The following is a 23831-nucleotide window of genomic DNA, read 5'->3' as shown; positions in this document are numbered from 1 at the left end:
AACCGCCCTCCGCCGAGGTGCTCAGGGCGTCGGCAGCAGCTGAAATGGACGCAGGGAAAGCCCCGGAACCTCAGTCGCCGGCGAGGAGCCCCGTGTCATGACCAAAGCGATCAAACTGCTGGCCGCCCTGCCGCCGCCTCAGCGTGAGCGCCTGATGTCGCTCGCCCGGGAGGTCTCCTTCCCGGAGGACGCCCGCATCTTCGAAGCGGGCGGTACGGCCGACCGCTTCTGGGTCATACGCTCGGGAGCCGTCTCCCTCGACCAGCGTGTGACATCGATCCAGCGGGTGACCGTCGCCAGCCTCGGAGCGGGCGATCTGCTCGGCTGGTCCTGGCTCTTCCCGCCGTACCAGTGGGACTTCGGCGCGGAGGCCTTCAGCCCCGTGCGCGCCTACGAGTTCGAGGCGCCGGCGGTGCTCCGGCTGTGCGAGGAGGATCCGCGGCTCGGGATGTCGCTGGTGCGCCATGTCGCCGAAATCCTCGCGCACCGGCTGGAGCTGACCCGGGGCAGGCTGATGGAGCAGTACGGCCCGCACCGCCGCAGTGCGCTCTGAGCGTCAGACCCGGTAGCGGCGCAGGGCGGGGAGCGCCGCGGCCAGGCCCAGCATGACGGCGACGACCAGCACCCCACCGCCCACGGTCGCCGTACGCGCCCCGAAGGCCGAGCCCGCCGTGCCGTGCAGGACGTCGGCGAGCCGCGGGCCACCCGCGACGACGACCGTGAACACGCCCTGCATCCGCCCGCGCATCTCGTCGCTGGCGGCGGACAGCAGGATCGCCCCGCGGAAGACCATCGAGACCATGTCGGCGACTCCGGCGAGGACCAGGAACATCACCGCGAGCCACAGGCTGCCGCTCAGCCCGAAGCCGGTGATGGCCGCGCCCCAGGCGACGACCGCGCCGATCACCATCCAGCCGTGCCGGCGGGCCCGGGAGAACGTGCCGGAGAACAGCCCGCCGGCCACCGCACCGATCGGGATCGCCGCGAACAGCAGGCCGAGGGCGAGCCCTTCGCCGTACGACGCGTAGGTCTGGCTCGCCAGTTGCGGGAACAGGGCGCGGGGCATGCCGAAGACCATCGCGATCACATCGGCCAGGAAGGACAGCAGCAGCACCTTGTGCAGGGCGATGTAGCGGAAGCCGTCCAGGATCTCCCGTACGCCCGCCCGGCGTTTGACGGTGGCCGCCAGGGGCGGCAGCGCGGGCAGCCGTGCGACCGCCCAGACCGTGACGCACAGGGCCAGCGCGTCGATGAGGTACAGCTCGGCCAGCCCGATCACGGGTATGAGCACGCCGGCCAGCAGCGGCCCGACCACCTGGCCGGTCTGCATGACGGTCGAGCCGAGGGCGTTCGCGGCGGCCAGTTCGTCGGCCGGGACCAGGCGGGCGATGGAGGCGTTGCGGGCCGGGGCGTTGAGCCCCCAGAACGCCTGCTGTACGGCGAGCAGCACCATCAGCACGGTCACCGACGCGAGACCGGTGACGGCCTGGAGCCAGAAGAGCACCGAGGTGACGGCGATGCCGCTGTTGGTGATCAGCAGCAGTCTGCGCCGGTCCATGCTGTCGGCGATCGCCCCGCCCCACAGGGCGAACACGATGAGCGGCAGCAGCCCGGCGAGGCTCGCGGCGCCGACCCACGCCGAGGAGCCGGTGATGTCGTAGATCTGCTTGGGCACGGCGACCGCGGTGAGCTGGCTGCCGACGGCCGTGACGATGGTCGAGGACCACAGGCGGCGGTAGGCGGGGCGGCGCAGCGGCCGGGTGTCCATGGCCCAGCGGCGCCAGCCGCGCCGCTGGGGTGTCACCGAAGAGGGGTCCTTCTCCTGTGGTGCGGTACTGCTCTCGCTGGTGTCCACGGGCTTCCTGGATGCTCGTTACATCTTTCTTGTCCGGGGATCACTATCGCAGCAGCGGCCGGGGGTGGGGATCCGTGTCTCAGCTTCCGGCGATGAGGCCGATGCCCAGAGCGATCATCGTCGCGGCCACCAGTCCGTCCAGCACGCGCCAGGCCCCGGGCTTCGCGAGGTGACGGCTCAGCAGCCGCGCGCCGAAGCCGAGGGCGGCGAACCAGCACAGGCTGGCGAGTGCGGCGCCGATGCCGAACGTCCAGCGCATCTCGCCGCGGTCGGCGGCGATGGTGCCGAGCAGGAAGACGGTGTCGAGGTAGACGTGCGGATTGAGCCAGGTCATCGCGAGGCAGGTCAGTACCGCCCGGCGCCGTGACCCGGCCGCGTCGCCGTCGGTCAGCAGGGCGCCGCTCGGCCGGAACACCCGGCGGGCGGCGAGAGCGCCGTAGCAGAGCAGAAACGCCCCGCCGATCCACGCGACCGCCGTCAGCACGCCGGGCCACGCCACGACCACCGCGCCGACGCCGGCCACGCCCAGGGTGATCAGGAGCGCGTCGGACAGGGCACAGATGCCGACGACGGCGAGGACCGCGTCGCGGCGGATCCCCTGGCGCAGCACGAAGGCGTTCTGGGCGCCGATGGCGACGATCAGGGAGAGGCCGGTGCCGAATCCGGCGGCCGCGGTGGTGAGGGCGTTGGTCATGGCATTGACGCTAAGGAAGCGATCACTGCAAGTACAGCTAAAGATTCTTACGTATCATTAGTGTCCGTGAAGGCAGGGATCGCACGGACAGAACTGACGGAGCTTCCCCTCGACCAGGTGCGGACGCTGCTCGCGGTGGTGGACGAGGGCACCTTCGACGCGGCCGCCGCCGCGCTGCATGTGACGCCGTCGGCCGTGAGCCAGCGAGTGAAGGCGCTGGAGCAGCGCACGGGGCGGGTGCTGCTGGTGCGGACGAAGCCGGTGCGGCCGACCGAGTCGGGCGAGGTCGTCGTCCGGTTCGCCCGCCAGCTGGCGCGGCTGGAGCGCGATGCGCGGGCCGAGCTCGGTATGAGCGGTGCCGGGGAGGCGACCCGGGTGTCGATCGCGGTCAACGCGGACTCGCTGGCGACTTGGTTCCTGCCGGCCCTCACACGCGTGCCGCAGGAGCCACGGATCGGCTTCGGGCTGCGACGGGAGGACGAGAGCCGTACGGCGTCGCTGCTGCGGGAGGGCCTGGTGATGGCCGCGGTGACCTCGTCACCGGAGGCGGTGGCGGGGTGTTCCGTGCGTGCGCTGGGCCGGATGCGTTATCTGGCCGCGGCGAGCCCGGAGTTCGCCGAGCGGCATCTCGGCGGCGCGCTGCGGGACGCGCTGGTTCAGGCGCCGGTGGTGACCTTCGACCGCAGCGACGATCTCCAGGACGGGTTCGTCCGGGGGCTCCGGCGCAGCCGCACCGGCGCGAGTGCCGTACGGCACTACGTCCCCACCTCGGAGGGCTTCGTTTCCGCCGTGATCGCCGGACTGGGCTGGGGCATGGTCCCCGAGGTCCAGGCCGAGCCGCTCCTCAAGGACGGCCGCCTCGTGCAGCTGGCACCGAAGCGGCCGGTCGACGTTCCGCTGTACTGGCAGCAGTGGAAGCTGGATTCGCCGGCGTTGGCCGCGGTGACGGAGGCGGTGACGGCGGTGGCGGCCGAGGCGTTGCGAGGCTGAGCAGGTCGGGCACATTCTGCCGGCGGCACTGCAACGCCCTCAAGGGGCGCGGGGCTGTATTGATGTGCGGCTCCGCCGCGTGGGCGCGACCAGCCACGAGGGCGCCGCAGACGAAAGACGGCCCAGCGCGGCACTACCTCCGAAGGGCTACAACTGAGCCGCGGCACTGTCCAACAGCATCTCCAGCGCCGTCGGATAAGCGCTGTTCACCATCCGGGTAGCCAGCAGCGGCGCCGCCTCGGCGATCCGCGGATAACTGGCCCGGGGCAGCAGGGCATACGTCGACCGCCACATCCCCTCGTCCGCGCGGAGCGCCTCGCTCGGCAACGCCAGCGACGCCGCGTCCAGCGTGGCGAAGGCCAGCGTCTGGTCGATGAAGGCGTGGTAGATGCGCACAGTGTCCGGCAGCGAGAAGCCGGCGGTGCGCAGCACGTCCAACACGGCCTCGTCGGCGGCGAGTTCGTTGGCCCGGCCGGTGACCCGGCTGGTCGTCAGCGCGGCGGCCTGCGGATGGGCCACGTACGCGGCGTGGATGCGCAGCCCCAACTCCTCGCCACCGGCGCCTGGTCCGGCACGGGCGTGCTGGGCCCTGAGGCCTTCCCGGCCCGTCCCTTCCTGGATCTGCTGACGGCGTACGGCTCCCCGTGGGGCATGCGCGAACAGTGACCGAATTCGCCGGTGTCCCACGGGGTTTCACACACGCATCGACAGGCGACTCGAAACCGAGTAATGCATCCACCGAGGGCACGTACGACGATCGCAGGTGACTTTGATGGACGACTGGCGAGACCACGCCGCCTGCCGCCATGAGGACCCCGACCTCTTCTACCCGATCGGCACATCCGGGCCGATGCTGCTGCAGACGGAGCAGGCCAAGGCGGTCTGCCGGCGCTGCTCGGTCCGTGAGCAGTGTCTGCGCTGGGCGCTCGACACGGAGCAGCACATCGGGATCTGGGGCGGCACGAGCGAGAACGAGCGACGCGCGCTGCGGCGGCGGGCCCGACGCACCGGATGACCGGCGGACCAGGAGGAGACACGTCGCATCCGCGCGGCTCACTCGGGCGCCGCGGCTCCCGGCAAGGAAGACGTACGGCAGGTCCTCGGGGTCGATTCCGGCCCGGTGTCGATGACTTCGAGGACCACGTCCTCTCCGTCCCGCCGGGCGGTGAGCGTGCCGGTGCCGTCGGCGGGCGTGTGGCGCAGGGCGTTGGAGACGAGGTTGCCGAGTGCCTGGCGCATGCGCACGGGGTCGGCGTCCAGCCAGGAGGTGCCCTCCGCCGGCGGAGAGGTCCTGGAGGTCGTCGATACTCGTCAGGATCTACGGCTTGTTCGGCTTGCCCTCGCTGTACACCCAGGTGTGGAACAGGGCGTCCAGCTCTTCGCCCGACACGCGTTCCGCGAGCCGGACGAACTGCGCCGTCGTGCCGTGGCCGTCGCGGCGCTCGCCCGACCAGGTCCGCAGGATGCGGAAGAACGCCCGGTTCCCGACCGTCGTACCGAGTCGGTGCAGGGCCATGGCGCCGCGGGCGTAGACGGGGATGCCGAAGATGTTCGCGCCGCTGCCCGGGTCGCCGGGCGGGAACGCCCACAGTTCGTCGTCGGCGGGGCGGGCGTACAGCGCGTCGAAGATCTTCTGCGCGCTGTCGCCGCCGTGCTGCTCGCTGTAGAGCCACTCGGCGTAGGTCGCGAAGCCCTCGTTGAGCCAGATGTCCTTCCAACTGGTCAGGGACACGGAGTCGCCGAACCACTGGTGGGCGCTCTCGTGGACGAGGGTGCCGATGTCCGGCGCCCGGTCGTACACGGGACGCGTCTGGGTCTCCAGCGCGTACCCGACGTCCGGTGCGCGGTCCACGATCGAACCGGCGGCCCGGTACGGGTAGGGCCCGAAGAGTTTGCTCGCCCACTCCAGGACGGAGGGCAGCTTCTTCAGGACGGGTGCCGCCTCGGTGGCCTCGCGGGGGTCGACGGCGTTGTAGACCCGGATGCCGTCGCGGGTGGTGTACTGCTCGACCCGGAACTTCCCCACGGTCGCCGTGGCGAGGTAGGCGGCCATGGGTTCGGGCTGGTGCCAGCGGAAGGTGGTCAGGCCGTTCGTCGTCCACTGCCCCAGAAGGACGCCGTTGGCGACGGCGGTGCGGCCCTTGGGGACGGTGATCGTGAAGTCGTACGACGACTTGTCCTGGGGGTGGTTGTTGGCCGGGAACCAGGTCATGGCGCCCTGCGGCTCCCCGGCGACGAAGGCGCCGTCGTCGGTGGGGATCCAGCCGTCGAGCGTGCCGTCCGGGTCGGTCACCGGGCCGGGGCTGCCGTTGTAGGTGACCGCGACCTGGAACACCTGGCCCTGGCGCAGGGCGTGGCGCGGAGTGACGACGAGTTCCTGTCCGTCGCGCCGGAAGCCGGCCTTGCGGTGGTCGACGGTGAGTCCGGTGACCTTCAGGCCGTGGAGGTCGAGGTCGAAGCGGGTCAGGGACCGGGTGGCGCGGGCCGTCAGCACCGCCCTGCCGTCGAGGTGACGGCTCGTCGGGTCGTAGCGGAGGGTCAGGTCGTAGTGGTTGACGTGGTAGCCGCCGTTGCCGGCCAGGGGGAAGTACGGGTCGCCCACGCCGGCCTCACCGATGGGTCCGGCCGACGCGGGCCCGGCGGTCGCGAGGAGCGCGGCCAGGGCGAGGGGGACGGTCACGATCACGGCTTCGCGGCGGAGGACGGCCGTGCGTCTGGTGGCCTGCTCTCTCATGGCCTGCTTCACGTGTGCGCCTCCAACGTGGGGGGGTGGGCAACGGCCTCACCCTAGGCGTCGGATCGCCCGCAACTCCCTCGCCGGGGCCGGGTTGTGTCGCTTCGACGGCCGTATGAGTGCGCGGCAGTAAGCTCCGGGAACGAATTCGCCCGAGAAAGGCACGCTTGTGAGCATTCGCGTCCGCCGCGTGTACGAACCGCCCGAGCCGGAGGACGGCGTGCGGGTCCTCGTCGACCGGCTGTGGCCGCGCGGTCTGTCGAAGGACGCGGCCCGCGTGGACGAGTGGCCCAAGGGGCTCACCCCGTCGACGGAGCTGCGCCGCTGGTATCACGCGGGCGAGCGGTCGTACGAGGAGTTCGCCGAGCGGTACGAGGCGGAGCTCGCCGCACCCGAGGCGTCCGAACTCGTCGATCGTGTACGGGAGTTGGCGAGCAAGGGCGAGGTGACCCTGCTGACCTCGTCGAAGTCCCCCGAGCAGAGTCACGCCGCCGTGCTGGCCCGCCTCCTCCAGGCGTGACGCCTGCTTCCGTCGTGAGGAGACGGGCCGTACGCCACCGTCAGGCCGCCTGCCGTGCCGCGGCCCGGCCCGCCGCGCGGCCCGAGAAGAGGCAGCCGCCGAGGAAGGTGCCCTCCAGGGCGTTGTAGCCGTGGACGCCGCCGCCGCCGAAGCCGGCGACCTCACCGGCCGCGTAGAGACCGTCGATGGGCGTCCCGTCGGCTGCGAGCGCGCGGGAGTCGAGGTCGGTCTGGATGCCGCCGAGGGTCTTGCGGGTCAGGATGTGCAGCTTGACGCCGATGAGGGGGCCGGCCGCCGGGTCGAGGATGCGGTGCGGGGTGGCGACCCGGCCGAGGCGGTCGCCGATGTAGCGGCGGGCGTTGCGGATGCCCTGCACCTGGGCGTCCTTGCTGTACGGGTTGGCGATCTGCAGGTCGCGGGCCTCGATCTGGCGCCGGACGCTCTCCGCGTCGAGGAGCGGCTTGTCCGTCAACTGGTTCATCTTCTCGACCAGTCGCTCCAGGTTCGGGGCGGTCACGAAGTCCGCGCCGTTGCGCAGGAACGCCGCCACCGGCCCGGGGGCGCCCTTGCCCAGCACCCGCTCCTTCAGGAACCCGGCGCGGTCCTTGGCGGTGATGTCGGGGTTCTGCTCGGAGCCCGACAGCGCGAACTCCTTCTCGATGATCTTCTGACTGAGGATGAACCAGGAGTGGTCGTGCCCGGCGATGTCCGCGTCGGTGCGCAGGTGCTTGAGGGTGCCCAGGGTGTCGTAGCCGGGCAGGCACGGGTCGGGCAGGCGGCGGCCGAGGGCGTCGAACCACATCGAGGACGGGCCGGGCAGGATGCGGATGCCGTGGCCGGGCCAGATCGGGTCCCAGTTCTGCAGGCCCTCGGTGTAGTGCCACATACGGTCGCGGTTGACGAGCCGTACGCCCGCCTCCGCGCCGATGTCGAGCATCCGTCCGTCGACGTAGGCGGGGACGCCGGTGACCATCTCGGTCGGCGGGGTGCCGAGCCGTTCGGGCCAGTAGCGGCGGACGATGTCGTGGTTGGCGCCGATGCCGCCGGTGGTGACGACGACGGCCTGCGCGGTGAGTTCGAAGTCGCCGACGCGGTCGCGGTTGGAGGCGACGCCCCGGGGCGAGTGGTCGTCGGCCAGGACCGTACCGCGCACACCGCGCGCGGAGCCGTCCTCGATGACCAGTTCGTCGACCTGGTGCCGGTGGTAGAAGGTGAGCAGCCCGTCGCGCGCGGCCTGCTTGGCGTACCGGACGAACGGCTCCACCACACCCGTGCCGGTGCCCCAGGCGATGTGGAAGCGGGGCACGGAGTTGCCGTGGCCGTCGGCGCGCAGGTCGCCGCGCTCCGCCCAGCCCACGGTGGGCAGGAACTTGATGCCGTGTCCGTCGAGCCAGGCGCGCTTCTCGCCGGCCGCGAACTCGACGTACGCGCGTGCCCAGCGCACCGCCCAGGAGTCCTCGTCGTCCACCCGGTCGAACTGGGCGCTGCCCTGCCAGTCGTTCCAGGCCAGATCGAGGGAGTCCTTGATGCCCAGGCGCCGCTGCTCCGGGGAGTCGACGAGGAAGAGCCCGCCGAAGGACCAGAAGGCCTGGCCGCCGAGGTTGGCGGCGTTCTCCTGGTCGACCAGCGCGACCCTCCTGCCGCGGCTGGTGAGCTCGTGCGCGGCGACCAGGCCCGCGAGCCCCGCTCCGACGACGATGACGTCGGCATCCATGGCGACCGTCCCTTCCCTCATACGGTGGTGTCGCTGCCGTCGGTGAGCAGCGCGGTGAGCAGTTGCTTCAGCCAGACGCGGGCGCGCTCGACGTCCCGGTCCAGCAGGAGTTGGACGGTGACTCCGTCGTAGGCGGCGACCACGGCGTGGGCGGCCCCCTCGGCGTCACGGAGCACGGCGGGCAGTTCGGTGTGCCCGCGCGCGCGTGACAGCCGGTCGGCGATCGCGCGCCTGAGCCGCGCCCGGTGTTCGAGCAGCGTCCGGGCGACCTCGGGCGCGCGGGCGGCGTACACCAGGAAGTCGGTCTTCACCAGGAGCCAGTCCCGGTCGAGGAGCAGCACTTCGGTGACGCGGTCGACGGCCGCCGGGACGTCGAGACCCGGTCCGTCCAGGGCGAGCGCCCCGGACACCTGCTCCGCGATCAGGTCGGCCCGCTGCTGGTAGAGGGCGAAGAACAGCTCGTCCAGGCTGTCGAAGTTGGAGTAGAAGGCACCCCTGCTGTAGCCGGCGGCCTCGCAGACCTCCTCGATGGAGACCCGGCCGAACCCTTTGGCGGCGAACACCGCGAACGCGGCGTCGAGGAGATTGGCCCGCGTGCGGACCCGGCGCTTGGTGACGCGCCTGGTCGTGCTCTCCACCGCCATGTCCGGACCTCCATTCGATACATGACCGTATCCGATACATCAACGTATCCAAAGAGGCAGGACCAAGTAGGGGAATTAGATGGGAACACATATTCGATTAAGCGCTACGCTGGAACCATGGCGACGCACCTCCAGGGCTCCCTGTTCGACCAGACCGACGAGCTGCGGCTCGGGGTTCTTGCCGGGATCCGCCGTACCCAGCTCGCCCTCGGCGCCTGGATCGACGTCCGGCCCGGCTGGCTCAGCGGGGCCGGCGCCCTGTTCGAACAGCTGGCCACGGAGGTCCCGTGGCGTGCAGAGCGCCGCACGATGTACGACCACGTGGTCGACGTACCGCGCCTGCTCGCCTTCTACGGCGCGGACGACGCACTCCCGCACCCGGTACTCGCGCAGGCCCGCGACGCGCTGTCCGCGCACTACGCCGACGAGCTGGGCGAGCCGTTCACCACGGCCGGGCTCTGCTACTACCGCGACGGCCGGGACAGCGTGGCCTGGCACGGCGACCGGATCGGGCGGGGCGCCCGCGAGGACACGATGGTCGCCATCCTCTCCCTGGGCGCGCCGCGCGACCTGTTGCTGCGGCCGAGGCGCGGCGGCTCCGGGACGGTGCGCCGCCCGCTGGGGCACGGCGACCTGATCGTGATGGGCGGCTCCTGCCAGCGGACCTGGGAGCACTCGATACCGAAGACCACGCGCGCCGCGGGACCGCGTATCAGCGTCCAGTTCCGTCCGCACGGCGTGCACTGAGGCTTCGGCGGAGGCCGCTTCGGGTGCACGCGGGGGCTGCCTCCGGCGGACGGTGCCGGAGGCAGCCCTTCCTCTGGGCGAAGCCGCGCCGTGCCCCCACACTGGTCCGGGTGAGCGCTGAGACGCAGGCACCGGCCACCGCTCCCCGGCGCGGCGAGCTGGACGCGCTGCGGATCTTCGTCGTCCTCGGTCTGGTCTTCTTCCACTCCGCCCTCGCCTTCTCGCCGGACGACGACTTCTACGTCAAGAACGCGGAGACGACCGACGCCATCACCGTGCTCGCCGGGTTCGGGGTCGTGTGGGCGATGCCCATGCTGTTCCTCGTCGCGGGGCTGGGCTCCCGGTACTCGGTCCGCCGCCGTGGGCCGGCCCGTTTCACCCGGGAACGCCTGCTGCGCCTGGGCGTTCCGCTGGTCTTCGCGACGCTCGTCCTGTGCCCGCTCCCCCAGTGGCTGCGGCTGCGGGCCGCCGACCCCGGCTACGACGAGTCGTACTGGCGTTTCTGGCCGCGCTTCCTCACCGTCCGCCCGGACGCGGCCGACTTCCCGTTCGTCCTCGAAGGGGAGCACTTCGAGACCGGCCATCTGTGGTTCGTCGTCCTGCTCCTCGCCTTCAGCCTGCTCCTCGCCCCGGTCGCGACGCGGCTCGCGGCCTGGACGGAACCCGTCGGACAGGCGGTGGCGCGGCGCCCGGTCCTGCTCCTCCTGCCCGTCCTGCCGCTCGCCGCGATCAACGCCTTCCTGGGCATGGAGGAGGGCTTCGCGGGCTGGAACCGCTGGGCGTACCTGGTGTTCTTCCTCTTCGGTCACGTCCTCGCCGACGACGCGCGCGTGCGTGCCGCGCTGCGCCGACTCGCCGTGCCGGCGGGCGTGTTCGGGGTCGGTCTGTTCGCGGGGACCGCGCCCGGGTTCCTCGCCCTGGACGACCCGTTCACCGACTCGGGCCCGCTCGCGCTGGCGACCAGGGCGCTGTTCGGGGCGGCGGGCTGGTGCTGGGTCGTGGCGATCCTCGGGCTGCTGGACCGGCCTCGCGAGGGTCGGCGAGGTGAACGGCGGCCGCCGTCGCGGGCGATGGTGTATCTCGGGGTCGCCGCCCTGCCGCTGTACGTCCTGCACCAACCTGTCGTGGTCGCCTTCGCGTACGGCGTGGTGGGGTGGTCGGCGCCGATCGTGGTCGAGTACGCCATGATCGTGACCGGTTCGCTGGCGGTGATCCTCGCGGTGTACGAGTGCCTGGTGCGCAGGACGCGCGTGACGCGGTTCCTGTTCGGGATGCGCACCGACCCGCCGGTCACACCGCCCTCGTGATCTGCTTTGCTGGGTCCGTCGGGCACGGACCTCACCACGCGGGACGATCATGCGGGCAGATATGCAGCAAGTGGCGGACGGCACGTACCTGGTGCACGGCAGCAACACCAACTGGGTGATCCTCACCGAGGGGGACGCGGTCACGCTGATCGACACCGGCTACCCCGGGGACCGGGCCATGCTCCTCGCCTCGCTCGCGGAGGTGGGGAGTGCGCCGGAGGCCGTCAGGGCGGTACTGATCACGCACGCGCACACCGACCACCTGGGCAACGCCGAGTACCTGCGCACCACCCACGGCACGCCCATATACCTCCACGAGGCCGAAGTGCCGCACGCCCGCCGGGAGTTCCTGCACCAGGTCAACGTCGGGACCGTGCTGAAGAACGGCTGGCGGCCCGGTGTCCTGCCCTGGGCGATACACGCGATTCGCTCCGGCGGCACGGCGCACGTCCCGGTCACCTCCCCCGAGCCGTTCCCGTCGGACGGCCTCGCGTCGGACGACCCGCTCGACCTGCCCGGCCGGCCCGTCCCGGTGCACACGCCCGGCCACACCGACGGACACTGCGCCTACCACCTGCCCGACGCCGGCGTGGTGATCGCCGGCGACGCCCTGGTCAGCGGGCACCCCACCTCGCGGATCAAGGGCCCCCAGCTGCTGCCCGACATGTTCCACCGCGAGCGTGCTCGTGCCGTGGCCTCGCTGGACGTGATCGAAGGGCTCAAGGGCGACGTGCTGCTGCCCGGGCACGGGCCCGTGTACCGGGGGCCGGTGCGCGATGCTGCTCTTCAGGCGCGGGAGCGCGCACTTTAGGGTGAGGTGACGATCACCGGCGAGGCGAGGACGAACAACCCATGGCACTGCAGATCAGCGCGACGAACCCGGAGCACCCCGCGCTCCTGCTGGAGCTGCCCTGGCATCTGCCCCTGGAGCAGTGGCCGGAGGAGGTCCTGGTCCCGCTGCCGCGCGGTATCTCCCGCCACGTCGTGCGGTACGCCCGGGCGGGCAGCGAGGTCATCGCCGTCAAGGAGCTCGCCGAGCGCCCGGCGCTGCGCGAGTACGAGCTGCTGCGCGACCTGGACCGGCTCGGCATCCCGTCGGTGGATCCGCTGGCCGTGGTCACCGGGCGCACCGACACGGCCGGCGACCCGCTGGAGTCGGTGCTGGTCACCCGGCACCTGGGCGGCTCGCAGCCGTACCGCTCGATGTTCGAGACGACGATGCGTCCGGCGACCATGCACCGTCTGATGGACGCGCTGGCCGTGCTGCTGGTCCGCCTCCACCTCGCCGGGTTCGCGTGGGGCGACTGCTCGCTGTCCAACACGCTGTTCCGGCGGGACGCGGGCGCCTACGCCGCGTACCTGGTGGACGCCGAGACGGGCGATCTGCACCCGCAGCTGAGCACCGGCCAGCGCGAATACGACCTGGACCTCGCCCGGGTCAACATCAGCGGGGAGCTGCTGGACCTGGAGGCGTCCGGTGCGCTGCACCCGTCCGTCGACCCGATCGAGTTCGGCATGGAGATCTGCGCGCGCTACGGCAGCCTGTGGGAGGAACTGACCCGCACCTCGGTGTATCCGGCGGGCAAGTACCACTACATAGAGCGCCGCATACGCCGCCTGAACGACCTCGGTTTCGACGTGGCCGAGATGCAGATCGAGCACGCCACGAACGGCGACACGGTCACCTTCGTGCCCAAGGTCGTCGACGCCGGTCACCACCAGCGTCAGCTGCTGCGCCTGACGGGCCTGGACACCGAGGAGAACCAGGCCCGCCGGCTCCTGAACGACCTGGAGAGCTGGATGGCCACCCAGGACGACTACGCCCCGGGCGACCCGCTCGGCGCCCGCCCGGAGGTGCTCGCCCACCGGTGGGTGCGGGACGTCTTCCGGCCCACCGTGCGGGCCGTGCCGCTGGAGCTGCGCGGCTCCATGGACTCGGCCGAGATCTACCACGAGCTGCTCGAACACCGCTGGTACCTGTCCGAGCGGGCGCAGCACGACATCGGCTTGGACACGGTGGTCGAGGACTACATCAAGAACATCCTGCCCACGGCCCGGGAGACGCTGCAGCCGACGGCGTCCGACTGACTCGTCCGCCTGACTCCTCCGACCGACTCAGGCGGGCGGTACGACCGCCACCGGGCAGTCCGCGTGGTGCAGGACGCCGTGCGCCACCGAGCCGATCCGGGCACCGACAGCCGTACGGTGGGCGCGGCGGCCGACGACCATCAGCTGGGCCCGTCCGGCGACCGACAGCAGCACCTGCCCGGCGCTGCCCATCTCCGCGTGCTCGACCACCCGGACGTCCGGGAAGCGCTCCCGCCACGGCCGCAGCGCCTCGCCCAACGCCTTCTTCTCGTACGGCTCCAGCCCCCCGGCCTCGTCGAGGAGCTTGAGGGAGGCCGGGCTGTAGGCGAACAGCGGCGGCAGCGTCCAGGCCCGTACGGCGCGCACGGTCGCGCCACGCGCCGCGGCCGTCTCGAACGCGAACCGCAGCGCGGCGGCACTGTCGTCCGCGTCGCCGTGCTGGCCCACGACGATCTCGCGCCCCGCCGCCTCGGCGGACGCCTGGTCCCCGGCTCGTACGAGTACGACCGGACTCTTGGCCTCGGCGATCGCCTGCTGTCCGACGGAGCCCAGCAGGAACCTGACGACCGCGCCGTGGCCGCGCGATCCCAGCACCAACATCTCGGTGTCCGCCGCCGCGGCGACCAGCGCGTCGACGGGCCCGCCGTCGAGGACGTCCGTGGTCACATCAAGGCCCGGATGCCGCTCGGTGACGGTACGGGCCGCTTCCGCCAGTCCGTCCCGCACCCACTGGGCCTGGGTGTCCGGGTCCCCCGCGTCGATCGCGTCCTGCGGCTGGTACCGCCAGGCGTGCGCCACCCGCAGCGCGAGCCCCCGCCGGACCGCCTCCCTCGCCGCCCAAGCCAGTGCGGCGAGGCTCTCCTCCGATCCGTCCACCCCTGCCGTGATCGGGCGCGTCATTCCGGCTGCCTCCTCGTGTCGTGGTCACGTCCTCCGGGCCCAGTCTTCCCTACGCCGCGCCCACGGCCTTGGGGTGTGAACAAGTGAACGTGGTCAAGAACCGCCTCACGCGCGGCACGCGGCACGCGGACGTCGGGCGTGGAGCTGCCAGGCGTTGATCAGCTCGGGAGAGCGACGGAGGCGCCCGGCCACCTGCCGGGCGAAGTCCGCCGGAGGGGAGGCCGACCGCATACCTGAGCGAAGCCGGACGATCGAACATACGATGGCCCGGAGTCGACACGACGGACGGGCCACCGGACGTGATCGCCGTGCCGAAAGCGCGACCCTCGGGGTGGGAGACGTATGGCACAGGCCGCCGACGCAGCGCGGGCCGTCATTCTGACCGTGGACGACGACCCGGGGGTCTCCCGTGCGGTCGCCCGCGATCTGCGGCGGCGCTACGGTGCGTCGCACCGGATCGTGCGGGCGGAGTCCGGCGAGTCGGCGCTGGAGGCGCTGCGGGAACTGAAGCTGCGCGGTGATCTCGTGGCCGTGATCCTGGCCGACTACCGCATGCCGCAGATGAACGGCATCGAGTTCCTCGAACAGGCGCTGGACGTGTATCCGGGGGCGCGGAGGGTGCTGCTCACCGCCTACGCCGACACGAACGCGGCGATCGACGCGATCAACGTCGTAGATCTTGACCACTATCTGCTCAAGCCGTGGGATCCGCCCGAGGAGAAGCTCTACCCGGTTCTGGACGACCTGCTGGAGGCGTGGCGGCGCAGCGACTACCGGCCGGTGCCCAGCACCAAGGTGGTCGGGCACCGCTGGTCGGCGCGCTCCTCGGAGGTGCGGGAGTTCCTGGCCCGCAACCAGGTGCCGTACCGCTGGTACTCCGCCGACGAGCCCGAGGGGCAGCGGCTGCTGGCCGCGGCCGGGCAGGACGGGCAGCGGCTGCCGTTGGTGATCACGCCGGACGGGACGCCGCTGGTCGCCCCGGAGGCCCCCGAGCTGGCGGCGCAGGTCGGGCTGGCCACGACGCCGACGGCCGACTTCTACGACCTCGTCGTCATCGGCGGCGGCCCGGCCGGGCTCGGCGCGGCCGTGTACGGCGCCTCGGAGGGCCTGCGGACCGTGCTGGTGGAGCGGTCGGCGACCGGCGGGCAGGCCGGACAGAGCTCCCGGATCGAGAACTACCTCGGCTTCCCGGACGGCGTGTCGGGGGCGCAGCTCACCGACCGGGCCCGACGGCAGGCGGCGAAGTTCGGCGCCGAGATCCTCACCGCGCGCGAGGTGACGGCACTGGAGGCCGGCGGCGCCGCCCGCATCGTACGGTTCTCGGACGGCTCGGCGGTCGCCGCGCACAGCGTGATCCTGGCGACCGGCGTGACCTACCGGCAGCTGGCGGCGCCCGGCTGCGCGGACCTGACCGGCTGCGGGGTGTTCTACGGCTCGGCGCTGACGGAGGCGCCGTCCTGCCAGGGCCAGGACGTGTACATCGTCGGCGGCGCCAACTCCGCGGGGCAGGCGGCGATGTATCTGTCGCGGGGCGCCAAGTCGGTGACGCTGCTGGTGCGCGGGGCGTCGCTGTCGGCGTCCATGTCGCACTACCTGATCCAGCAGATCGACGAGGCGCCGAACATCTCGGTGCGCACCGGCACGGAAGTCGAGGCCGCGCACGGCTCCGACCACCTGGAGCAGCTGACCCTGCGGGACGTGGAGAGCGGGCGGACCGAACTCGTCGACGCCCAGTGGATGTTCGTGTTCATCGGCGCGGCCCCGCTGACCGACTGGCTGGGCGAGACGGTACTGCGGGACGAGCGCGGGTTCATCCTGGCCGGGCCCGACCTGACGCCCGACGGGCGGCCGCCGGCCGGCTGGGAGCTGGACCGGCCGCCGTACCACCTGGAGACCAACATTCCCGGGGTGTTCGTGGCGGGCGACGCACGCGCCGAGTCCGCCAAGCGGGTCGCGTCCGCCGTCGGTGAGGGAGCCATGGCCGTGATGCTCGTCCACCGCTATCTGGAGCAGTCATGAGCGGGCAGTCGATGCCGTGCGACCCCCAGGAGATCGGGGCGCTGTTCCTGTTCGAGAAGCTCACGCCCGAGCAGCTCGGCAGGCTGTGCAGCGAGGGACGGGTGGAGAGGTTCGAGCCCGGTCCCGTGTACGCCGAGGGCGATCCCGCGACCTGCTTCTACGTGATGGTCGAGGGCACCGTCGTGCTGTCCCGGCGGGTCGGCGGGGATGACGTGGAGGTCACCCGGACCTCCCAGCGCGGGGTGTACTCCGGGGCGTGGCAGGCCTATCTCGGGGACCGGGTGCCGCAGGTCTACAACAGCTCGATGCGGGTCACCGAGCCGACGCGGTTCTTCGTGCTGCCCGCCGAGTCCTTCGCGGCCCTGATCCAGGACTGGTTCCCGATGGCCCTGCATCTGCTGGAAGGCCTCTTCTTCGGCCAGAAGAGCACCCAGTCGGCCATCAACCAACGCGAACGACTGCTGGCGCTCGGCTCGTTGTCCGCCGGGCTCACGCACGAGCTCAACAACCCCGCGGCGGCGGCCGTACGGGCGACCGCGACGCTGCGGGAGCGGGTGGCGAAGATGCGGCACAAGCTCGCCGTCATCGCGCAGGGCTCGTACTCCCCCGAGGTCATGGCGAACCTCATCGACATCCAGGAGCGCACGGCCGAACGCGTCGCCAAGGCACCGACGTTGAGCCCCTTGGAGGCCTCGGACCGGGAGGACGAGCTCACCGACTGGCTGGACGACCACGGTATCCCGGAGGGCTGGCGGATCACGCCCACCTTCGTGCAGGCCGGTCTGGACGCCGACTGGCTGGACCGGATCGCGGCGGCCGTGGCCGAGGAGATCCTGCCGAGCGCGATCGGATGGCTCAACTACACCGTCGAGACCGAGCTGTTGATGGACGAGATCAACGACTCCACCCACCGCATCTCGGACCTCGTCGACGCCGCCAAGCAGTACTCCCAGCTCGACCGCGCCCCCTTCCGGAACGCCGACGTGCACGAACTCCTCGACAGCACCCTGCTGATGCTGTCGGGCAAGATCGGCCGGCAGATCAAGGTCGTCAAGGAGTACGACCGTACGCTGCCGAAGATCCCGGCGTACCCGGCGGAGCTCAACCAGGTGTGGACGAACCTGATCGACAACGCGGTCTCCGCCATTAACGGCGCGGGCGGGGAAGGGACGTTGACCGTGCGGACCGCGCCGGATCACGACCGGCTGCTGGTGGAGTTCCGGGACACGGGGGTCGGGATTCCGCCGGAGCACCGGGGGCGGATCTTCGATCCCTTCTTCACGACGAAGCCGGTGGGTGAGGGCACCGGACTCGGCCTCGACATCTCCTGGCGGATCGTGGTCAACAAGCACCACGGCAGCATCCAGGTGGAGTCGCAGCCGGGTGACACCCGCTTCCAGGTGCTGCTGCCGCTCACACCGGTCGAGGAGGAGTCCGTATGAGCAGCGACAACGGAATCGACCCGAGCGTTCCGCCGAGCGGGAGCGGGTGTGCCGAGTGCGATGCGGCCGGGGGGTGGTGGTTTCATCTGCGGCGGTGTGCGCAGTGCGGGCATGTGGGGTGTTGTGACAGTTCGCCCGCGAAGCATGCGACGGGGCATTTCCGGGACACTGGGCATCCGTTCGTGCAGAGCTTCGAGCCGGGTGAGGACTGGTACTGGAACTACGAGACGGACGAGTTGTACGAGTCGGGGCCCGAGTTGGCTCCGCCGGTGAGTCGTCCTGCGGATCAGCCTGCGCCGGGGCCTGCGGGGCGGGTGCCGGATGATTGGGCGAAGACGTTGCGTGCCTAATGGCTCGGGGCCTGGTGTGCGTGGGCGGCTGCGGGTCGTTCGTGGTTGATCGCGCAGTTCCCCGCGCCCCTGAAACCAGAGGCGCTGTCAGTGGTGCGTGACAGGATGTGTGCGTGTCGCAGACCTCATTCAGCACGCCGTTGATCGGGCGGGAAGACGAGCTCGACCGGCTCTCCGGTGTGCTGGAGCGTGCCCGGAGTGGTGAGAGCCGGGCCGTCTTGATCGCCGGGGATGCCGGGGTCGGCAAGACTCGGCTACTGGACGAGCTCGCGGGGCGCGCCGCTGCGGACGGGATGATCGTCCTGACCGGGCACTGCGTCGATCTCGGCGACGTCGGGCTGCCGTATCTGCCGTTCACCGAGGTGCTGGGAGTACTCGCCGGTGAGGATCGGTTCGCGGAGGTTCTCGCCGCGCATCCCGTGGTCGAAGGGCTGCTGGGCGGCGGGACGGACGCCGTCAGCGACCGGCTGCGGTTGTTCGAGGGCATCGCGGGGCTGCTCGCCGATCTGACGGACGTCGCGCCCGTACTGCTCGTGCTGGAGGATCTGCACTGGGCCGACCAGTCGTCCCGGGATCTGCTGCGGTTCCTGCTCAGCCGCGGGATTCCGCAGCGGCCCGCGGATGGGGCGCCCCGGCACCGGCCGGCGGTGTTCGCGTCGTACCGCGCGGATGATCTGCATCGGCGTCACCCGCTGCGGCCGCTGCTCGCCGAGTTGGTGCGGCTGCCCGCCGTCGAGCGGCTCGAACTGCGGCCGATGGCGGACGCCGAGGTGGCGCGTCTGGTGCGGGCCGTGCAGGAGCGGCCGCTGTCGGACGGCACGGTCCGGCGGATCGTCGAGCGCGCCGAGGGCAACGCCTTCTACGCCGAGGAGCTGGTCGCGGCCACGGACACGGAGGTCGGCGGGATGCCCAGCGGGCTGGCCGACGTACTCCTCATACGGTTCGAGCAGCTGTCCGACACCGCCCAGCAGGTGCTGCGTACGGCCGCCGTCGCGGGGCGCCGCGTCGAACACGCGCTGCTGCGGGGCGCCGTGGGCATCCCGGAGGAGGAGCTGGAGGCGGCGCTGCGGGAGGCGATCGGGCGGCAGTTGCTCGTGGCCGGCGACGGCGACACGTACACGTTCCGGCACGCGCTCGCGCGTGAGGCGGTGTACACCGATCTGCTGCCCGGTGAACGGGCCCGGCTGCACGGCGCGTTCGCCCGGCTGCTCACCGGACGCGGCCGTCCCGCCGAGACGGCGGCGGAGCGCGCCCACCACTACCGCGAGAGCCACGACCTGGCCGAGGCGCTGGCCGCCTCGCTGGAGGCCGCCGACCACGCGCACGGGGTCGGCGCTCCCGCCGAAGAGCTACGGCATCTGGAGACCGCCCTGGACCTGTGGTCGTCGGTGGAGCCGTCGGCGCGGCCCTCGGGCGAGCGCAACGACCGGGTGACGCTCACGCTGCGCGCGTCGGCGGCGGCCGCGCACGCCGGGGAGGCGCACCGCGCGGTCTCCCTCACCCGTTCCGCCCTCGCGGGCGTCGGCCAGGACACGGACACCGAACTCGCCGCCCGGGTCCGCTACACCCTCGCGGGCAATCTGATCGGCGTCGACAGCCTGACGGCGGCCTTCGCCTACAGCAGCGAGGCCCTCGCGCTGATCCCCGCCGAGCCTCCGTCGCGAACATGGACGTGGGCGGCGGCCACGCATGTCATGGCGGCACGCCAGGTCGGGGAGCACGAGACCGCGCAGCGGGTCGGCCGCGAGGCCCTGCGCACGGCCGAGAAACTGCAGGTGACGGACGCCCAGGCCGACCTGCTCATCTCTCTGACCGGACTCGAAGGAGGCAGCCGCAGCACGCCGGAGGGCCGGGAACGGATGCGCGAGGCCCGGGAGTTGGCGCGGCGTGCGGGCAACGCGCCGGTGGAGATGCGCGCGCTGTTCAACCTCACCATCGGCTGCTACGAGTCCGGTGATCTCCAGGAGTGTCTGGCCTGGCTGACGGAGGGGCTGGACCGGGCCCGGCGTGCCGGGTTGCTGTCCTCGATGTATCCGCTGGCGATGCGGTATCTGCGGCTGCTGGTGCTGTACACGCTGGGCCGCTGGGACGAGTGTGTGCGGGCTGCCGCGGCCGACACCGAGGTGCTGCCCGCGACGGGCGGATACGCGGCCGGTCCGGCGCTGTACGTCGCTCTCGCACGCGGCGACCTCGCGGCCGCCGAGCAGGCCCGCGCCCTGCTGGAGGGGCCCTTCGACTGGATGGGCACGCTCGTCGCGGGCATCGCGCTCACCGACGCCGCCGCGCTGCGCGGTGACGCGGAGGAGGCGGTGGAGCGGATGCGGTCCACGGTCGCGGCTCTCACCGACGAGGCGGGCAAGCTGCCCGACTCCACGGTCCGGCTCGCCGCCCTCGCGCTGGCCGCGGTCGCCGACCGTACCGCCGAGTCGCGCCTGACCGGCGACGAGGCGGGGGTGCGCCGCTGGGCGGACACCGCGACCGAACTGGTCGAGCTGGCCCGGACGGCGGCCGTGCACAGCGAGCACGGCACGCCACAGGGCCCGGAAGGCATGGCGTGGCTGGCCCGCGCGGAGGCGGAGTGGGTGCGGGCGGTGTCCGGGCCGGACGTGCGGGCGTGGGCGAAGGCGGTGGCCGCTTCCGACTACGGCGACGCGTACGAGCGGGCGCGGTGCCGACTGCGGCACGCCGAGGCCCTGTTGGCGGCGGACGACCGCGAGGCGGCGGCCACCGAGGCCCGGGCGGCGCGGGACACGGCGGCCCGCCTCGGCGCGACACTCCTGCTGGAGCGACTGGACGCCCTGATCCGCCGCGGCCGTCTCGCGGAAACCCCCACCGACCGCTCCTCACCGCTCACAGCCCGCGAGCAGGAGGTCCTGCTCCTCCTCGCCCTCGGCCGCAGCAACCGGCAGATCGGCGAGGAGCTGTACATCACCGGCAAGACGGCGAGCGTCCACGTCTCCAACATCCTCGCCAAACTGGGCGCCGCGAGCCGTACGGAGGCGGTGGCGATCGCCTATCGGGAGGGGCTGATCACCCGCGAGGAGACGGTCGGCTGACCCGCCGTCGGGCACGTCAGCCGGTGCTGTCGCAGTCGAGGGCGGTCAGGTCGACGGCGTCGGCCATCGCCTGCATCCCCTTGTCGTTGGGGTGGATGTGGTCGCCGCCGTCGAGGGCGGGCAGTATGCGTGCGGGGTCGTGGGGCTGCGCAGGACGCGGTCGAAGTCGGTGACGGCGTCGAACTCGCCGCTGGTGCGGATGAACGCGTTGACCTCCTGGCGTACGGCCTCGGCGGCCGGGTCCCATTCGTGCCGGCCCTTGAACGGCCCGACGGTCGCGCCGACGACGCACTTGCCGGCCGCGTGCGCCCGCTCGACGATCTCGCGGTAGCCCTCGATCAGGTCCTCGGCCGCGACGCCCGGATGGGCCTTGATGTCGTTCACGCCCTGGAAGAGGAACACGGTCCGCACGCCCGGCTGGGACAGGACGTCCCGCTCCAGCCGGTTCAGTGCGCTCCGGCCGGGGTTGTCCGCGAGGACCTTGTTCCCGGCGATCCCTTCGTTGGCCACGCCTTTCACCGCCGTGTCCGCGCGTTGCAGGCGGCGGGCCAGGTAGTCGGGCCAGCGGCGGTTCAGGCCGGCGGTGGACTGCCAGCCGTCGGTGATGGAGTCGCCGAGGGCGACCACCGCCCCGGTGCCCGCGGGGGCGCGTACGGAGACGGCGTCGAGGTAGAACCAGGAGCCGGTCGGGATGGTCCAGGCGGCGCCGCTCTCCTCGGCGGTGTGATCGCCCTGGGTCGCGTACGACGACTGCAGCGCCATCCAGTGTCCGCTGGCCGGGCCTCCCGCGTCCGGGCTGTGCAGGCTGACGGCGAGGTCGGTCGCGGCGGGGAGCCTGCCGGGCAGCGGGTCGCTCCACACGATGCTGCCCGCCGGCACGGTGACGCTGCGCGCACCGCCGAAGGTCAGGCGCCGGTTGCTGCCCGGCCGCAGTTCGGCGCCCTGTCGCCGGATGCCCGCGTAGACGCTGTCGAAGGTCAGCGGCCGGTCCCCGAAGGCGTTGGAGAGCCGGATCCGCAGGTCGGTCCCGCCCGCGCTGGTGTGCACGACGAGCCGGTAGCCGCGGCCGGCGACGCCGTCGCCCATGCGGTCGGCGCTCGCCGCCCAGGTGACGACGCCACCCGTGTCGCCGGCCGTCTCGACGGGCGCGGGAGCGGACTGGCAGGCGGCGACCGTCAACAGGGCGACGGCGAGCGGCAGTCTGGCCCTCACCGTCTCGCCGAGGTTGTCGGGGGACATCCACTCCTCCAGCCAGCCGGTGCTTTGGCTGACTTGTGGCAGGTACGGCTTTCTGCGCAGTGAGGCGATCGTATCGGCCTGTTCCTGAGCATAGGTGGTGCCCGGTGGCCCGGCGGGCGGGACTGGACTCCCTCCCGGTGATCCACGGCTGTCCAACTGCGCGTCGTCCGTGGCGATGTGACGGGATGCGGGAAAGTTGCCCCGCGCCGAGGTGATCGTTCTCGTAGCAGCAGCACATCGACAGAAATGGGAGGAAGCCGGATGGTCTCAGCAACGGTGGTCCGAGGTACGGCGGCAGCGGCGGCCCTCGTGTCACTCCTGGCGGTTCCCGCCCACGCCGCCGCGCCGGAACCCGGCACCACCCCGGCCGACGCCTCGGCACGCGCGCTGGCCGAACCGGATGTCGCGGGCGTGTGGAACGTCCTGACCAAGGTGCGACGGCAGGGCGCACCCGGCGCGATGGCGCGCCTGGACGACCGCGACACGATCCGCTGGGCGGCCGTCGGTGTCGCCGACCGAAGGTCCGGGCGGGCCATCAGCAACGCCGACCGGTTCCGCATCGGCAGCGTCACCAAGGTCTTCTCGGCCGTCGTCCTGCTGCAACTGGTCGACGAGAAGAAGCTGAAACTGGACGCCCCGGTCAACCGCTATCTGCCGGGGCTGCTGCCGGACGACCGCATCACCGTGCGGCATGTCCTGAGCCACCGCAGCGGCCTGCACGACTACACCAACGAGATGTTCGCGCGGACGGTTCCCGGCTTCGAGGCGGTCCGCACCAAGGTGTTCACCTACCGGCAACTGGTGAACCGGTCCCTGAGCAAACCGCGCACCACCGCGCCCGGCGGCGCGTACTCCTACTCCAACACCAACTTCGTGGTCGCCGGCATGCTCATCGAGAAGCTCACCGGCCACTCCGTGCGGACCGAGTACAAGAACCGGATCATCGACCCGCTGAGGCTGCGTGACACCTTCTACGTCCACCCCGGCACGAAGATCCCCGGTCGGCACACCCGCGGCTATCTCACTCCGGACGCCGCCGGAGCGGCACTCGTCGACTCCACCGAGCAGACGGTGTCCTGGGCGCGGAGCGCGGGCGCGATGATCTCCAGCACGCGGGACCTCAACACCTTCCTGTCGGCGCTGCTCGGCGGCCGGCTGACCTCCCGGGCACAGCTGGCCCAGATGCAGCGGTGGGTACCGGCGGGCACCTCGCAGGCGTACGGGCTCGGGCTGCGGCGCCGCGATCTGTCGTGCGGGATCTCCGTCTACGGCCACACGGGCGCCGTCCAGGGCTACTACACGTATGCGTTCGCGTCCAAGGACGGCCGGCGCAGCCTCGCCGCGGTCGCCAACACCTCCAACAACGGCACGGTCCTCAACTCCATGCTGGGCACGCTGGAGTCCGCGTTCTGCGGCAAGCCGGCGAAGACGCAGCGTCGTTCCGCGCCCGTCGAACGGCACGAGGACGTCGCGCCGGGGGTCCCCCTGGGCGTGAACCAGAACTGAGAGCGGCCTCACACCGTCGTCCCGAC

General features: G+C 71.8%; 20 protein-coding genes and 3 pseudogenes. 14 read left to right on the top strand and 9 right to left on the bottom strand.

Translation table 11 applies throughout. The features are described from left to right. The first annotated feature begins 97 nt into the window (after window positions 1–97). Window positions 98–553 (top strand): cyclic nucleotide-binding domain-containing protein, encoded by a 456-nt coding sequence (locus QQM39_RS44820; RefSeq protein ID WP_302003309.1) that lies wholly within the window; start codon window positions 98–100, stop codon window positions 551–553. Between the two features lie 3 nt (window positions 554–556). On the opposite strand, the gene QQM39_RS44815 is transcribed toward QQM39_RS44820, so the two are convergent. Together QQM39_RS44815 and QQM39_RS44810 are read right to left on the bottom strand one after the other, a co-directional pair. Further along, a complete protein-coding gene (locus QQM39_RS44815; RefSeq protein WP_302003308.1) occupies window positions 557–1855 on the bottom strand; it encodes an MFS transporter in 1299 nt (432 codons plus the stop codon). A gap of 79 nt (window positions 1856–1934) precedes the next feature. Then, a complete protein-coding gene (locus QQM39_RS44810) occupies window positions 1935–2549 on the bottom strand; it encodes a LysE/ArgO family amino acid transporter (protein ID WP_302003307.1) in 615 nt (204 codons plus the stop codon). A 66-nt stretch (window positions 2550–2615) separates the two neighbouring features. Here QQM39_RS44810 and QQM39_RS44805 point away from each other — a divergent pair, with 66 nt between their 5' ends. Next, the gene (locus QQM39_RS44805) at window positions 2616–3539 is read left to right on the top strand and encodes a LysR family transcriptional regulator ArgP (protein ID WP_302003306.1); all 924 of its coding nucleotides are present in this window, start codon (window positions 2616–2618) and stop codon (window positions 3537–3539) included. Between the two features lie 147 nt (window positions 3540–3686). Here the strand turns inward: QQM39_RS44805 and QQM39_RS44800 are convergent. After that, a pseudogene (locus tag QQM39_RS44800) lies at window positions 3687–4085 on the bottom strand (TetR/AcrR family transcriptional regulator C-terminal domain-containing protein); the annotation flags it as partial. Between QQM39_RS44800 and QQM39_RS44795 the strand changes: the two are divergent. Beyond that, entirely contained in the window at window positions 4068–4205 is a 138-nt protein-coding gene (locus QQM39_RS44795) for a hypothetical protein (protein ID WP_302003965.1), read from the top strand. The pseudogene QQM39_RS44800 and the gene QQM39_RS44795 sit on opposite strands and share 18 nt — an antisense overlap. Window positions 4206–4311: 106 nt before the next feature. Next, entirely contained in the window at window positions 4312–4554 is a 243-nt protein-coding gene (locus QQM39_RS44790) for a WhiB family transcriptional regulator (protein WP_302003305.1), read from the top strand. A 66-nt stretch (window positions 4555–4620) separates the two neighbouring features. On the opposite strand, the pseudogene QQM39_RS44785 reads toward QQM39_RS44790, so the two are convergent. Beyond that, a pseudogene (locus QQM39_RS44785) lies at window positions 4621–4814 on the bottom strand (ATP-binding protein); the annotation flags it as partial. A 43-nt stretch (window positions 4815–4857) separates the two neighbouring features. Then, a complete protein-coding gene (locus QQM39_RS44780) occupies window positions 4858–6273 on the bottom strand; it encodes a M1 family metallopeptidase (protein WP_302003304.1) in 1416 nt (471 codons plus the stop codon). Between the two features lie 169 nt (window positions 6274–6442). Here QQM39_RS44780 and QQM39_RS44775 point away from each other — a divergent pair, with 169 nt between their 5' ends. Next, window positions 6443–6793 carry a DUF488 domain-containing protein gene (locus QQM39_RS44775; protein ID WP_302003303.1) on the top strand — a complete coding sequence of 117 codons (351 nt, stop codon included), beginning with the start codon at window positions 6443–6445 and terminating at the stop codon, window positions 6791–6793. A gap of 40 nt (window positions 6794–6833) precedes the next feature. Here QQM39_RS44775 and QQM39_RS44770 read toward each other — a convergent pair whose 3' ends face one another. Beyond that, window positions 6834–8507 (bottom strand): FAD-binding dehydrogenase, encoded by a 1674-nt coding sequence (locus tag QQM39_RS44770; protein WP_302003302.1) that lies wholly within the window; start codon window positions 8505–8507, stop codon window positions 6834–6836. Between the two features lie 17 nt (window positions 8508–8524). Continuing rightward, window positions 8525–9151 carry a TetR/AcrR family transcriptional regulator gene (locus QQM39_RS44765; RefSeq protein WP_302003301.1) on the bottom strand — a complete coding sequence of 209 codons (627 nt, stop codon included), beginning with the start codon at window positions 9149–9151 and terminating at the stop codon, window positions 8525–8527. A 117-nt stretch (window positions 9152–9268) separates the two neighbouring features. On the opposite strand from QQM39_RS44765, the gene QQM39_RS44760 reads away from it, so the two are divergent. From QQM39_RS44760 to QQM39_RS44745, 4 genes are all read left to right on the top strand, one after another. Further along, the gene (locus tag QQM39_RS44760; RefSeq protein WP_302003300.1) at window positions 9269–9898 is read left to right on the top strand and encodes an alpha-ketoglutarate-dependent dioxygenase AlkB; all 630 of its coding nucleotides are present in this window, start codon (window positions 9269–9271) and stop codon (window positions 9896–9898) included. Window positions 9899–10008: 110 nt separating this feature from the next. Next, on the top strand, window positions 10009–11205 hold the full coding sequence (locus QQM39_RS44755; RefSeq protein ID WP_302003299.1) for an acyltransferase family protein: 1197 nt from the start codon (window positions 10009–10011) through the stop codon (window positions 11203–11205). A 49-nt stretch (window positions 11206–11254) separates the two neighbouring features. Then, the gene (locus QQM39_RS44750) at window positions 11255–12016 is read left to right on the top strand and encodes an MBL fold metallo-hydrolase (protein WP_302003298.1); all 762 of its coding nucleotides are present in this window, start codon (window positions 11255–11257) and stop codon (window positions 12014–12016) included. 41 nt (window positions 12017–12057) lie between these two features. Next, window positions 12058–13293: a DUF4032 domain-containing protein gene (locus tag QQM39_RS44745; RefSeq protein ID WP_302003297.1), complete on the top strand. Its 1236-nt coding sequence runs from the start codon at window positions 12058–12060 to the stop codon at window positions 13291–13293. Window positions 13294–13320: 27 nt separating this feature from the next. Here QQM39_RS44745 and QQM39_RS44740 read toward each other — a convergent pair whose 3' ends face one another. Continuing rightward, the gene (locus QQM39_RS44740) at window positions 13321–14193 is read right to left on the bottom strand and encodes a universal stress protein (protein ID WP_302003296.1); all 873 of its coding nucleotides are present in this window, start codon (window positions 14191–14193) and stop codon (window positions 13321–13323) included. A gap of 342 nt (window positions 14194–14535) precedes the next feature. On the opposite strand from QQM39_RS44740, the gene QQM39_RS44735 reads away from it, so the two are divergent. The 4 genes from QQM39_RS44735 (at window position 14536) to QQM39_RS44720 (ending at window position 21060) form a co-directional block, all read left to right on the top strand. Further along, window positions 14536–16212, top strand: coding sequence for an FAD-dependent oxidoreductase (locus QQM39_RS44735; RefSeq protein ID WP_302003295.1), 1677 nt, complete (start codon window positions 14536–14538; stop codon window positions 16210–16212). Then, on the top strand, window positions 16209–17654 hold the full coding sequence (locus QQM39_RS44730) for an ATP-binding protein (RefSeq protein ID WP_302003294.1): 1446 nt from the start codon (window positions 16209–16211) through the stop codon (window positions 17652–17654). The genes QQM39_RS44735 and QQM39_RS44730 overlap by 4 nt, the downstream gene beginning before the upstream one ends. Beyond that, the gene (locus tag QQM39_RS44725; RefSeq protein ID WP_302003293.1) at window positions 17651–18004 is read left to right on the top strand and encodes a UBP-type zinc finger domain-containing protein; all 354 of its coding nucleotides are present in this window, start codon (window positions 17651–17653) and stop codon (window positions 18002–18004) included. The genes QQM39_RS44730 and QQM39_RS44725 overlap by 4 nt, the downstream gene beginning before the upstream one ends. 113 nt (window positions 18005–18117) lie before the next feature. Further along, the gene (locus QQM39_RS44720) at window positions 18118–21060 is read left to right on the top strand and encodes a helix-turn-helix transcriptional regulator (protein ID WP_302003292.1); all 2943 of its coding nucleotides are present in this window, start codon (window positions 18118–18120) and stop codon (window positions 21058–21060) included. 16 nt (window positions 21061–21076) lie between these two features. On the opposite strand, the pseudogene QQM39_RS44715 reads toward QQM39_RS44720, so the two are convergent. Then, window positions 21077–22299: pseudogene (locus QQM39_RS44715) on the bottom strand (SGNH/GDSL hydrolase family protein). Between the two features lie 261 nt (window positions 22300–22560). Between QQM39_RS44715 and QQM39_RS44710 the strand changes: the two are divergent. Further along, on the top strand, window positions 22561–23805 hold the full coding sequence (locus QQM39_RS44710) for a serine hydrolase (protein WP_302003291.1): 1245 nt from the start codon (window positions 22561–22563) through the stop codon (window positions 23803–23805). The last annotated feature ends 26 nt before the right edge of the window (window positions 23806–23831 follow it).

Origin of the sequence: Streptomyces sp. DT2A-34 (assembly GCF_030499515.1) — a bacterium.
Taxonomy (GTDB): domain Bacteria; phylum Actinomycetota; class Actinomycetes; order Streptomycetales; family Streptomycetaceae; genus Streptomyces.
Note: the sequence above shows the minus strand (reverse complement) of the source record. Positions and strands in the feature narration are given on the sequence as shown.

Coding starts and splice junctions, on each gene's coding strand:
- QQM39_RS44790 (WP_302003305.1), top strand. CDS start 4,312: ATGGACGACTGGCGAGACCACGCCGCCTGCCGCCATGAGGACCCCGAC.
- QQM39_RS44735 (WP_302003295.1), top strand. CDS start 14,536: ATGGCACAGGCCGCCGACGCAGCGCGGGCCGTCATTCTGACCGTGGAC.
- QQM39_RS44740 (WP_302003296.1), bottom strand. CDS start 14,193: ATGACGCGCCCGATCACGGCAGGGGTGGACGGATCGGAGGAGAGCCTC.
- QQM39_RS44725 (WP_302003293.1), top strand. CDS start 17,651: ATGAGCAGCGACAACGGAATCGACCCGAGCGTTCCGCCGAGCGGGAGC.
- QQM39_RS44760 (WP_302003300.1), top strand. CDS start 9,269: ATGGCGACGCACCTCCAGGGCTCCCTGTTCGACCAGACCGACGAGCTG.
- QQM39_RS44820 (WP_302003309.1), top strand. CDS start 98: ATGACCAAAGCGATCAAACTGCTGGCCGCCCTGCCGCCGCCTCAGCGT.
- QQM39_RS44810 (WP_302003307.1), bottom strand. CDS start 2,549: ATGACCAACGCCCTCACCACCGCGGCCGCCGGATTCGGCACCGGCCTC.
- QQM39_RS44765 (WP_302003301.1), bottom strand. CDS start 9,151: ATGGCGGTGGAGAGCACGACCAGGCGCGTCACCAAGCGCCGGGTCCGC.
- QQM39_RS44730 (WP_302003294.1), top strand. CDS start 16,209: ATGAGCGGGCAGTCGATGCCGTGCGACCCCCAGGAGATCGGGGCGCTG.
- QQM39_RS44710 (WP_302003291.1), top strand. CDS start 22,561: ATGGTCTCAGCAACGGTGGTCCGAGGTACGGCGGCAGCGGCGGCCCTC.
- QQM39_RS44780 (WP_302003304.1), bottom strand. CDS start 6,273: ATGAGAGAGCAGGCCACCAGACGCACGGCCGTCCTCCGCCGCGAAGCC.
- QQM39_RS44770 (WP_302003302.1), bottom strand. CDS start 8,507: ATGGATGCCGACGTCATCGTCGTCGGAGCGGGGCTCGCGGGCCTGGTC.
- QQM39_RS44745 (WP_302003297.1), top strand. CDS start 12,058: ATGGCACTGCAGATCAGCGCGACGAACCCGGAGCACCCCGCGCTCCTG.
- QQM39_RS44750 (WP_302003298.1), top strand. CDS start 11,255: ATGCGGGCAGATATGCAGCAAGTGGCGGACGGCACGTACCTGGTGCAC.